Genomic DNA, 12198 nt, shown 5'->3' with positions numbered 1-12198 from the left:
GGGCGTTTGTGAGTTAGCTCCCTAAGACGGACTGGGGTATAAACCGCCTTAGAACTTTTGCTCTCTTAATATATTGAGATCACCCCATTTACGATCGCTTTCTCCCAATAGCGAGCGTTGTGCAAGACTTGTGGTTTTGGAGCTGCCGCTATTTCAGGCTCACTTTCGATGAAAGTGTGCGAGAGAAGCTATCTCGTTTTCGCCTCCGTGCGACTTAGAAATTGATTTTTAAAGTTAAAATATTTACGTCCGCGACAACAACTGGAAATTATGGGTTACTTCGGCGATTTACAGCAAGCATTAACAATACTTACTTAAAAGCTGAAGGTTTAGGCTCTTTGAGGGAAAGGGGGCATAGTTCACTATTCTAAATAAACCACACTGTAAGGAATCAAACTTAATGTGATGAGAAAGCTGGAGGTTAGATACCTCCAGCTATCCGATTAGCTGTAAATTTATTTATGGAGTTACGATATTGAACCAAAATTCAAAATCATCCAACATACCTTGAAGCTCTTTAAACTTACCTTTAGTGCCTTCAACTTTAATTGCACCATTCTTCAAGCCTTCGGCTACAGTCAATTTACCCAGCATAATATTATCGAGTGTTACACGGGTAGTTACAATCGTCGTGTCAGCGTCATCTTCAAGACCAATACGGTTATTAAGTGTAGAGTTCTGTAAGATCAAAGTATAAAGCTCGTTGGTATCTGTGAAGTTAAATCCAATTTTCATCTTTTTGCCCACGGCCTTCTCCGGATTCAGGCGTACCGCCATGTAATCGAGCAACATGGTTGCAGACATGTTTTGCACAAGATCCGGGCTTGCTGTATTTGGTGTTGGCATCGCTTTAACCCCTGTCCGCAATTCGCGCGCACCTGATAGATAAAAGTTGCGCCATGGACCTGATTCAGCAACATATCCTAACTGTTCTAAAGTATCAGCTAGAAGATCTTTTGCTTTCTGGTTATCTGGATCGGCAAAAACCACATGGCTTAATACTTCCGCAGTCCAACGATATTCCCCCTTCGCATAAGTATTTTGGGCCTGTTTAATAACGTTATCTGCGCCTCCCATAAACTCGACATATTTTTTAGCCGCAGGCTCTGGTGGAAGCTTATGGAGGTGAGCTGGGTTTCCGTCAAAATAGCCCAGATAGAAGTTGTAGATCGCACGTGCATTATGGCTGATGCTACCGTAGTAGCCATGGCTTGACCAGTTATTGTCAAGATCGGCAGGCAGTTTTACCATATCGCCAATTTCATCCATGGTATAGCCGTGATTTGCTAAACGCAGTACCTGATCGTGGAGGAATTTGTAAGTATCACGTTGTTGAGCAACATGCTTTTTAATATCTTCAGTCCCCCAGCTAGGCCAGTGGTGTGGAGCAAAAAGTACGTCAGATTTATCCCCCCATTTCAACAGCATATTATCAATATGTTTAGCCCAAACTTTTGAGTCTCGCACTTTTGCCCCGCGTAGTGTGTAGAGGTTATGCATGGTGTGGTTGACGTTTTCGGCAGGGCATAATGCACGATACTCTTTGATGTAGTAATGCATTTCAGATGGCGCTTCCGTATTCAGTGTCAACTGAAATTCAAAATGGAGTCCGTCTATAACATGATCTTCCCAATCTTCTTTGATGACATTTGTCGGTCTTACCAGTGTGACTGTCCCTGCAGAGGTTGTGGTACCCAGACCAGCGCCGATATTTCCTTTAACATCTTTTGGAAGTACGTTGCCATACATGTAAGAGGCCCGGCGACTCATCGCATTACCCGCCATAACATTCTCGGCAATGGCATTTTCCATAAAATCGTAAGGTGCAAAAATCTTAACTTTGCCAGCCTTTAAATCGGCTTCATCAACAATCCCGCGCACCCCACCGAAATGATCAATATGGGAATGTGAATAGATCACGGCTTTGACTGGTTTTTTAGGACGGTGTTCAAAGTATAGATCAAGAGCTGCTTTGGCCGCTTCTGCTGAAACAAGCGGATCCATAATGATCAGGCCACTTTTCCCTTCGATGATTGTCAGGTTTGCAAGATCATAATTCCTAACTTGATAGATGTTGTCGTGAACTTTGAAAAGCCCTGCAATATTCACCAGAAGCATCTGACGCCAAAGGCTTGGGTTGACTGTAGCAGGAGCTTTCTTTTTCAAGTTCTGCATAAAGTCAAATTCCTTGGTGCTGAATATGATGTTTCCATCTTTATCCTTGATAACTTCCTCTCCACGAGCGATAAAACCCTTTTGTGCGTTTTTAAAATCACGAGTGTCTTTGAACGGTAGTACTTTGAGCAGATCTGTGTTGATTTTCTGAGTAAAGCTTGTTGCATCTTTCTCAACACCTAAAGGTTCGGCTGCTATAACTGGTCCACCGCCACTGGCAAATGCCAGTGAGCCGAACAAAGAAATACTTAACAAGATTGTGACGGCCATATTCAATTCACGTTTCATTTCTGTTTCTCCTTATTATGTACCTGTTTTAGTGCGAAGCCATTGTGAGACATTAAGTGCAACGCTGATTAGTTTGTGCCAACCGCATCAATACTGATGAAAGTATAGAACCCATCAACAACAAGTCTATTATTTGAACGATTTAAACTCAATTTTTACAACAGTGCTGATTTGGAAATTTAGATGGAAAAAAGGCAAAAAAAAGACAGGACAAAAAAAAGACAGGACAGCCAAACCTTTTTTTAGAATTAGGGGAATTCAGAATCAGTCAAAAAGGTTTGGCTGTCCTGATCTTCTTCTGTGCGCCGAGATAAATCGGTAGAAGATTAGAGGTAAAATCCCTACGCTAGCTTCTTACCGATTAGCGTTATTAATATGATACTTTTTTACTCACGAACATCATACTGATGCTGGCAATCTATTACTCCCGCACTTATTTTAAAACAAAAAAAAATGCCGTACACATAAGTGCACGGCATTATAAATATCTGCTTTTTTATTTAAGCAAACCGTTTACAGATTAACCGTAAACCGGGCAGGCTTTACAAAATTCAGCTACTTTCACTTTAACCGTTTCAATAGTTGCAGCTAGTTTTTCTTCATCTTTGATTGCATCAAGAATGTCACAAATCCAGCCAGCAAGTTCAGTTGCTTGTTGTACGTTTGCACCACGACGCGTGAATGCAGGTGTACCAATACGCAGGCCAGATGTTACAAACGGAGAACGCGGATCGTTTGGTACTGAGTTTTTGTTAACAGTAATATGTGCATTACCAAGAGCTGCATCAGCTTCTTTACCCGTGATATCCTGCGCGATTAAATCCACTAGGAAAAGGTGGTTTTCAGTACCGTTAGAAACGATTTTGTAACCACGTTCCTGGAATACTTTAACCATAGCTTTAGCGTTATCTAAAACAGCTTGTTGGTAAACTTTAAACTCAGGCTCAGCACACTCTTTAAAAGAAACCGCTTTAGCAGCGATAACATGCATTAACGGGCCACCTTGGCCGCCAGGGAATACCGCAGAGTTTAATTTCTTCTCAATTGCTTCATTGGCTTTAGCAAGGATCAGACCGCCACGAGGACCACCTAATGTTTTATGCGTTGTTGTTGTTACAACATCAGCAAAAGGAACTGGGTTAGGGTAAAGACCTGCAGCCACAAGGCCGGCAACGTGTGCCATATCAACAAACAGGTAAGCACCTACTTTGTCAGCAATTTCACGGAATTTAGCCCAATCTACAATACCTGAGTATGCAGAGAAACCGGCAACAATCATGGTTGGTTTGTGCTCAAGCGCTAGACGCTCAACTTCAGCGTAATCTAAGATACCTGTTTCAGGGTTGATACCATACTGGATTGCATTGTATATTTTACCAGAGAAACTAACAGATGCACCATGTGTTAAGTGACCACCGTGAGCAAGGCTCATGCCTAAAACTGTATCACCAGGCGCACAAAGTGCTTGGTAAACAGCACTGTTTGCTTGAGAACCAGCATGTGGCTGCACGTTTGCGTAATCTGCACCAAATAAAGACTTAGCACGTTCAATTGCTAGTGATTCAGCAACGTCAACATACTCACAACCGCCGTAGTAACGTTTGCCTGGGTAACCTTCTGCATATTTATTTGTTAACTGACTACCTTGCGCTTCCATTACACGAGGGCTAGTGTAATTTTCTGATGCAATAAGCTCAATATGGTCTTCCTGACGTTGAACTTCATCTGTCATTGATTGCCATAATTCTGGATCGTAATCTGCAATATTCATATCGCGGTTAAACATGCGTATCTCCTGATTGGAATGGTTAATTCAAATAGCTCCGTTGATGTGACGCATTTTACGCAAAGTTTCTCCTGTTGCATAGCGCAAACAAATGAATAATTCTGTAAAGCAAAGTGAATAAACTACATGTTAAAATGAATACTAAGTAATTATTCTCAACTATCTGTCATATAACTGTGATGTTAGCTTTCATCCTTTGGCTCAACTGTTTTATTTTCTTAAACTTTGCCCTATCATCTTCACCACTATTTTTTTCATTAATAAGAGCAATCACTTATGGCACAGTTTATTTATACCATGAACCAAGTGAGCAAGGTCGTTCCACCGAAGCGCACTATTTTAAAAGATATCTCACTGAGTTTTTTCCCGGGTGCAAAAATTGGCGTATTGGGCTTAAATGGCTCAGGTAAATCAACTCTGTTACGTATTATGGCCGGCGTGGATAAAGAGTTTGAAGGTGAAGCTCGTCCATTAACAGGCACCAAAATCGGTTACTTACCGCAAGAGCCCGTTTTAGATCTTGAAAAAAATGTGCGTGAAATTATTGAAGAAGCGGTTAGTGAAGTCAAAAATGCAATAACAGAGCTTGATAGTGTTTATGCGGCCTATGCCGAAGCTGATGCTGATTTTGATGCGCTAGCAAAACGTCAGGGGCAATTAGAAGATATTATCCAGGCACATGATGGTCATAATCTTGATAATCAATTAGAGCGTGCAGCTGATGCACTGCGTCTTCCAGCTTGGGATGCGAAAATTAATGTACTTTCCGGTGGTGAACGCCGCCGTGTTGCACTGTGTCGTTTATTACTTGAAAAACCGGATATGTTGCTGCTTGATGAGCCTACCAACCACTTGGATGCTGAATCAGTTGGCTGGCTTGAACGCTTCCTGCATGATTATGAAGGCACCGTTGTGGCCATTACCCATGACCGTTATTTCTTAGATAATGTAGCAGGTTGGATTTTAGAGCTTGACCGTGGGTACGGTATTCCATGGGAAGGCAACTACTCTTCATGGCTTGAACAAAAAGATGAGCGTTTAAAACAGGAAGCATCGCAAGAGAAAGCGCGTCAGCGTCAAATCGAGACTGAGCTGGAATGGGTACGTTCAAATGCCAAAGGTCGTCAATCGAAAAGCAAATCGCGTTTATCGCGTTTTGAAGAGCTTAATAACCAGGATTACCAAAAACGCAATGAAACCAATGAGCTGTTTATTCCAACAGGTCAGCGTCTAGGTGAGCAAGTTATTGATGTTAACAACCTTAAAAAATCATTTGATGGTCGTGTATTAATTGACGATCTTAGCTTCAGTATCCCTCAAGGTGCCATTGTCGGTATTATCGGTGCCAATGGTGCAGGTAAATCAACCCTGTTTAAAATAATTTCCGGCCAAGAGAAACCTGACTCAGGCGAAATAATCATAGGTGCATCCGTGCAGCTTGCAAGCGTTGATCAGTTCCGTGACCATATGGACGATAAGCTCAGCGTTTTCCAGGAAGTTTCTGGGGGCAGTGATATTATCAAGGTAGGTAATATTGAAATTCCAAGCCGTGCCTATTTAGGACGTTTTAACTTTAAAGGCACAGATCAACAGAAAACAGTTGGAAATTTATCAGGTGGTGAGCGTGGCCGTTTACATTTAGCTAAACTGCTTAAATCAGGGGGGAATGTACTGTTACTCGATGAGCCAACCAATGATCTGGATATTGAAACGCTGCGTGCACTGGAAGATGCGCTGCTTGGTTTTGCCGGTTGTGCCATGGTTATCTCTCATGACCGTTGGTTCCTGGATCGTATCGCAACTCATATCATCGATTACCGCGATGAAGGACAAGTGAATTTCCATGAAGGTAACTTTACAGAATATGAAGAGTGGTTAAAGAAAACATACGGCGCAGCTGCAATTGAACCGCACCGTATTAAATACAAACGTATCTCTTAATTTGAATTAGCCTGTACCTCGTTCCCACGCTCCTGCGTGGGAACGTTTATTTTATTCTTCACGAATCTCTTTAACGCGCCCTACCTCACCGCTTTCTAAGCGCACTTTAATGCCGTGGGGATGGTTAGACGAGTTGGTAAGAATATCTTTAACTATGCCGTCGGTTAGTGTGCCACTGCGCTGATCTTGTTTTAATACAATTGCTACAGATAAGCCTTTTTTAATATCGGCGCGTTTTGTTCCGTTCATGCTCTATTCCTCTTTATTGATTTAATTGCAGTTTGCCTGATGGTTGGGATCATAGTCAATGTTGCTCGTTCCCCACGCTCCGCGCACCTCGTTCCTGCGTGGGAACGCTTATCTGCTTGGTTTTGAGCTAAGCTTACAAAAAAACAATGCGGCTAGGCATCTACATTCCCACGCAGAGCGTGAGGAACGAGTTTAAACAGGCAAGGCTGTGCATTTTTAAACTGCAAAACTTGGCACAGCCAAAGCTTTTTGTCTTTTAAAACCCCCAACCGATTCGGCTACGGATTCCCCTTCCATTTTTCTTGTGATGAACAAACGCTTTAGTAAGGAAAATCATGGAGCGAATTAAACGACAGTTTAGGTTTATGAGAAGGCTCGGCCTAGATTTCCCTAATCTCAGTCAGTACAAGGATGTACTGTCTGAGATGGTGCGTTAAAAAGTGGTTGATCAGAGCGAGAATAAAAAATGGCTAGGGGGCGAGTTGTGCGGCAGCACAGTGTCACGAACAGATTGAGCTCTGCGTATCCTGTCTTCGCTTTTTGCCTACTTTTTTCGGCATTAAGAAAAAGTAGGATCGCCGTCAGGGCGAAACCACCAGCAAATAAAGCTAAACCATTAGCTAACAAGCGAAAGCCTGAAAAAAACCTATTCGGCTAGGTATCTATATTCCCACGCAGAGCGTGTGGAACGAGTTTAAACTGGCAAGACTCAGCATTTTTGAGCTGATAAAATCAATTAGCTTAAAACATCACCCCAAGACCAAAATGAAACTGCGGCTCATCGGAGTGCGATCGTTTGTTCCAAAGATGAAGTTGATTTATTTTAAGCACAGGATAGATATACTCGCTTTCACCAATGTGCCCGCTATGTTTATCCTGAAGCCTTCCACTGACCGTAATTAAACGTCCTTGAGCATAATCACTAATCTCCAGATAGCCATCATGTAATGCCAGAAAACGCCCCACTGGAGATTTATCAGTATCGGGCCTTTGCTCTGAAGTTAATGGATAAGCGAGAATTTCAAACTGGGTAGCATCTTTTAAATTAACACTGGAAATAATTACTCCACCCCATAACATCCGAACATCCTGCAATTTTACGCTTTCAGCCACAGCCCGTTGCGGGGTAATGCTGAGATCAATATCCTTGCTATCAAACTTTGCTGCTGTGGCACATGCAAACAAAACCACTGTGGCAAAAAACATAAAAATGATACGGCATCTTTTCTTCATAATAAAAAACTCCATAGTTACCATCTATACGGTGGATATGACCTGCGATGGTAAGGCCAAGGATCATAGTGACCCCAGGGTGACGGGGAGTATTCATGATAAACAGCTTGATCCTTTTCCGGCCACAAATAAGCAGCACTAACCGTGACAACGGGAAACGCATAAACATACTCACCGATCAGACCTACCGTCTCTCCTTCGATGCCACCAGCAACGGTCAGCAAAGCCCCCGGTTTATAGACAATAGGATCCATAAAACCTGGAAAACTAGCAATAAATCGCCCGCTACTTCTGCTGTCGGTTAGTGGCTGGCCATTCTTCCTCAGCTCCCGGCTTACTACCTCAATCCATGTCCGCGAAGCTTTATTTTCGACTCTGCTAATCACACCGCCCCAGCGCACCATTGAACCCAAAAACCGTTCTGGTTCTGCACGTACCTCGTCCACTGTATAATCATATGCCGGAATCTTACTGATTGGGGCTGGCACCTGAGTAGCGCAGCCGCTGAATATCATTATCAGCATTACACTGCATGCTCTATTCATACTCGACCTCGCAAATGACCAGCCTAACTTAGTGGCACCACTGCTAGCGACTAATTACAGACTAAGGCTTGCACTACAGATACTCGCCAAAAGTTATACAGTAAAGTATAGGCACGATCAGCTGCCGTGCAGACAATAATTTTTTCACCTGAACAGCTGTTTTTGAAATATTTAGTATAGTATATTAAGCGAGAATCGAATTGAACGGCAGTTCAGTGTAATAAGCAGGTCCCTTTCTGTTACGATATATCGATATATGACGTTCACGCCACAGGATTAAATATGAGCCACTACAAAAAACTTTCCGAGCATTATAAAAAGATATCTAACTTCAATCATCTATCGGCAATTGGTGGCTGGGATCAAGCTGTGATGATGCCTGCAGGTGGCAATGAATCACGATCCGATGCAATGGCGGAACTGTCGTTACATATACATCAGTTAGCAACAGCCCCGCATCTTGATGAACTGTTTGATAAAGCAGCATCTGAAGATCTTAGTCAGATTGAATCAGCAAATCTGCGTGAAATGAAAAACCAATGGCAAAAATCGACCCTGTTACCCGATGATTTAGTACAGGCGCAATCATTGGCTGGATCTAAATGTGAGCATGCCTGGCGTACACAGCGCAGCGATAATGACTGGCAGGGTTTTGCCAAGAACTTTAAAGAGGTGGTCAGCTTATCTCAACAAGAAGCGCAAATTCGAGCAGAGACCACCAATAAAACACCCTATGATGCGATGCTGGATCTCTATGAACCGGGCGTATCATGCGAGCAGCTTGATAATATTTTCGGCAATTTAAAAACCTGGTTACCGGAATTAACCCGACAAGTGCAACAGAAGCAAGCGAGTGAGAGCTTTCTCAAAGCAAACGAAGTGTATGCAACTAAGCAGCAGAAGCAGCTTGGTTTAGATATTATGAAGCTGCTTGATTTCGACTTTAACCATGGACGTTTAGATATCAGTTCACACCCCTTTTGCGGTGGAGTAAGTCAGGATGTGCGCATCACCACCCGTTACGATGAAAGCGATTTTGTACAATCATTAATGGGTATTGTCCATGAAACAGGCCATGCACGTTACGAACAGGGTTTGCCAAAAGCACTGAAAGGTTTACCCGTTGGTGAGGCGCGTTCGATGGGGATCCATGAATCACAGAGTCTGTTTTTTGAAATGCAGTTAGGGCGCAGTACGGAATTTATCAATCAACTGGTACCGCTGGCGTTAAAGCATTTTCCTGATAATAATCCGGCAGTATTTGCAGCCGCTAACCTGCAGAAAATTTACACCCGTGTTAAACCTGAATTTATCCGCGTCGATGCCGATGAAGTCACCTACCCTGCACATGTTATTTTACGTTATGAAATCGAGCGTGATTTAATGAACGGTAAAATCAGCTACCATGATATTCCGGAATTATGGGATCTGAAAATGCAGCAGTATTTAGGTATTTCCACAGCAGGCAATTATAAAAATGGCTGTATGCAGGATATACACTGGACGGACGGTTCATTCGGATATTTCCCAAGTTATACATTAGGCGCTATCTATGCGGCCCAATTTATGGCATCAATGCAAAAAGAGGTGGATGTAGCGGCTTGTATTTCAACTCAGTCATTAAGCCCTATTTTTAACTGGCTGGAAAATAATATCTGGAATAAAGCAAGTTCATTAACAACCAATGAATTAGTAAAACAGGCAACGGGTGAAGCACTCAATGCGGCCCACTTTAAGAAACATTTACAGCAGAGATACTTTGGCTGATTTGCAAGTAAACTTCAACCGGGAAGCAACCAGCAAAGAAACGCGAAAAACGATACTTTACTGCTGCTGATAGAGGTTTATAGCCTTTACCTAATGAGATACTGAATCTGTGGCGAGCATTTTAGTATCAGTTTTTCTTGACGCTCAGCTTTTTATTATTAGTTAAGAAGTACGTCTTCTTCGGGCTACAAAACTGTGTTTCGGTTCCTCATCGATTACCGCGATCAAGCTCAAATGAACTTGATGTTTTAAAAATCACCTTATGAGAAGTGCCAACCAACACCTAATTAACAACACATGATATTGCTGCACTTGATATAACATCATCAATCAAATAATACAGTTGTGCAATTCCTCTCATATCAACATATAAATACCATTGTTATCATCAATTACATTTGAAGTTACCTCTGACAATGATATAAAGGAAAGCGCTTACATTTATATTAATCCATATGAGGAAAGGGTTAATTCTACGAAGGTAACTGCACAGATTGCGAGGTAAGGTCGGATTTCTGCAATTTTTCATATTTCAGTCAATTTCTAGCTTAAAAAATGATAATAGACTGCCTCGCTCAAGGGATTTACCTCTTATCAGCAACGAAAACACCTATAAATAGGTACAAAGATCACAAACACCCGAATCAAGCGCTACAATACTTTGATTGTTCACTAATATTCTGGTGATTAAATTTTATAAGGAAATAATCCAATGTTACGTTCATTTAAACTAAGCCAACAATTGTTGCTGGTTATATTACCCACCCTGTTATTGACACAGTTTATCAATTTTTATTTCATCTCCAACTATATGGAAAAAGCATTATTAGAAATTGGACAGGAAACCTTGATGGCAGGTTTTTATCAAATACAAAGCGTAACAGCTGTTGTAACATTTTTGCTATTAGCAGTGGTTATCTGGTTATTAGCGTGCCGCGTAATGACCCCCCTTAAAAAAGTTATCACCACTTTGCACAATATCGCCGAAAGTGATGGTGATCTTTCAATTCGAGTTAATGAAATTGGCAAAGATGAAATCGCGCAACTAGCACAAGCCGTCAATCAAGTGACCCATAAAATTGATGACGCCATTCGCTCGGTTAATATTTCAACCAGTAATCTTGTCCATAATATTATCACCCAAACTATGCTTGCAGATTCAACCAGTGAGGGGGTTAACTCGCAACAACAAAAAACCGAACAAGTAGCAACGGCACTTAATGAGATGTCTGCAACCGTTAATGAAATCACCCAAAATACGTCGCAAGCAGCAGAGGCGGCGGCCAATACCACTAAAGAAGCACTCAAAGGTAAAGATGCTTCATCTAATGCAGTGAAAGCGATTGAATCACTTGCTCAGGAAATTGATCACGCAGTTTCATCAATAGAGCTCGTTAAAAACGATAGCCAGCGTATCGGCAGCGTACTAGATGTTATTAAAAATATTGCCGAGCAGACCAATTTATTAGCACTTAATGCAGCAATTGAAGCGGCAAGAGCTGGGGAAGCCGGCAGAGGTTTTGCCGTAGTTGCCGATGAAGTGAGAACACTAGCTTCACGCACGCAAACATCGACTGAAGAGATAAATGAGATGATCAACAGTTTACAATCTGCTGTTGCCAGTGCCAACGAAACAATGCATAACAGCCACGACCAAGTTCAGAAAACTGTTACTTTAGTATCTGATGCAGAGCAAGGATTAACGCAAATCAGCCACTCTGTTGAAACCATTGATGATATGAATAATCAAATTGCCACAGCCTCAGAAGAACAAGCAGTGGTAACAGAAGATATCAACCGCAATGTCAGCAATATTACCGAAGAAGCGACCCATACCAGTGATAATGCCAAACAAAGCATGCTGGAGTCAGTGGAGATTTCCACTGGCATAGAAAAAATGTTAATACTTATCAGCCAGTTTAAAACCTCAAATGATCTAGAAATACAACTGCTGCGTGCTAAAGCAAGTCACTCCTTATGGAAAGTGAAAATAAAAAGTTATCTCAATGGTCTTATACAGCTTGATACACACACGGCATCAGATCATCATAAATGTGCATTTGGTAAATGGTTCGATAACTCAGGGATTGCAGAGCAATGTTCAACTGGCTGCGTATCGGAAATGAACCAGCAACACAAACTGTTACACCAGAGTGTAGGTAAAATTATTGCTTACAAAGAAAAAAAAGAATTTGCACAAGCAGAGCAGGAGTC

General features: G+C 41.9%; 8 protein-coding genes. 3 read left to right on the top strand and 5 right to left on the bottom strand.

All coding sequences use genetic code 11. The features are described 5' to 3' along the window. Positions 1–459: 459 nt before the first annotated feature. Together AC4GME_RS10455 and glyA are read right to left on the bottom strand one after the other, a co-directional pair. A complete protein-coding gene (locus AC4GME_RS10455; RefSeq protein ID WP_490379361.1) occupies positions 460–2463 on the bottom strand; it encodes an alkyl/aryl-sulfatase in 2004 nt (667 codons plus the stop codon). Between the two features lie 520 nt (positions 2464–2983). Further along, on the bottom strand, positions 2984–4249 hold the full coding sequence (gene glyA / locus AC4GME_RS10450) for a serine hydroxymethyltransferase (protein WP_490379360.1): 1266 nt from the start codon (positions 4247–4249) through the stop codon (positions 2984–2986). Between the two features lie 276 nt (positions 4250–4525). Between glyA and ettA the strand changes: the two genes are divergently transcribed. Next, complete coding sequence (gene ettA, locus AC4GME_RS10445) at positions 4526–6190, top strand: energy-dependent translational throttle protein EttA (protein WP_490379359.1); 1665 nt, start codon at positions 4526–4528, stop codon at positions 6188–6190. A gap of 51 nt (positions 6191–6241) precedes the next feature. Here ettA and AC4GME_RS10440 read toward each other — a convergent pair whose 3' ends face one another. From AC4GME_RS10440 to AC4GME_RS10430, 3 genes are all read right to left on the bottom strand, one after another. Further along, positions 6242–6439: a YwbE family protein gene (locus AC4GME_RS10440; RefSeq protein ID WP_490378459.1), complete on the bottom strand. Its 198-nt coding sequence runs from the start codon at positions 6437–6439 to the stop codon at positions 6242–6244. A gap of 741 nt (positions 6440–7180) precedes the next feature. Beyond that, positions 7181–7687 (bottom strand): Slp family lipoprotein, encoded by a 507-nt coding sequence (locus AC4GME_RS10435; RefSeq protein ID WP_490379358.1) that lies wholly within the window; start codon positions 7685–7687, stop codon positions 7181–7183. A gap of 2 nt (positions 7688–7689) precedes the next feature. Further along, positions 7690–8187: a Slp family lipoprotein gene (locus tag AC4GME_RS10430; protein WP_490379364.1), complete on the bottom strand. Its 498-nt coding sequence runs from the start codon at positions 8185–8187 to the stop codon at positions 7690–7692. A gap of 312 nt (positions 8188–8499) precedes the next feature. Here AC4GME_RS10430 and AC4GME_RS10425 point away from each other — a divergent pair, with 312 nt between their 5' ends. Together AC4GME_RS10425 and AC4GME_RS10420 are read left to right on the top strand one after the other, a co-directional pair. Next, positions 8500–9984: a carboxypeptidase M32 gene (locus tag AC4GME_RS10425; protein ID WP_490379357.1), complete on the top strand. Its 1485-nt coding sequence runs from the start codon at positions 8500–8502 to the stop codon at positions 9982–9984. Between the two features lie 712 nt (positions 9985–10696). Next, on the top strand, positions 10697–12198 hold a 1502-nt coding region (locus tag AC4GME_RS10420), incomplete at its 3' end, for a methyl-accepting chemotaxis protein (RefSeq protein WP_490379356.1).

The organism is Psychromonas sp., assembly GCF_983033635.1.
Note: the sequence above shows the minus strand (reverse complement) of the source record. Positions and strands in the feature narration are given on the sequence as shown.

Excerpts from the sequence above, each read along its gene's own strand:
- AC4GME_RS10455 (WP_490379361.1), bottom strand. The coding sequence starts at position 2,463 with ATGAAACGTGAATTGAATATGGCCGTCACAATCTTGTTAAGTATTTCT.
- glyA (WP_490379360.1), bottom strand. The coding sequence starts at position 4,249 with ATGTTTAACCGCGATATGAATATTGCAGATTACGATCCAGAATTATGG.
- ettA (WP_490379359.1), top strand. The coding sequence starts at position 4,526 with ATGGCACAGTTTATTTATACCATGAACCAAGTGAGCAAGGTCGTTCCA.
- AC4GME_RS10440 (WP_490378459.1), bottom strand. The coding sequence starts at position 6,439 with ATGAACGGAACAAAACGCGCCGATATTAAAAAAGGCTTATCTGTAGCA.
- AC4GME_RS10435 (WP_490379358.1), bottom strand. The coding sequence starts at position 7,687 with ATGGAGTTTTTTATTATGAAGAAAAGATGCCGTATCATTTTTATGTTT.
- AC4GME_RS10430 (WP_490379364.1), bottom strand. The coding sequence starts at position 8,187 with ATGATATTCAGCGGCTGCGCTACTCAGGTGCCAGCCCCAATCAGTAAG.
- AC4GME_RS10425 (WP_490379357.1), top strand. The coding sequence starts at position 8,500 with ATGAGCCACTACAAAAAACTTTCCGAGCATTATAAAAAGATATCTAAC.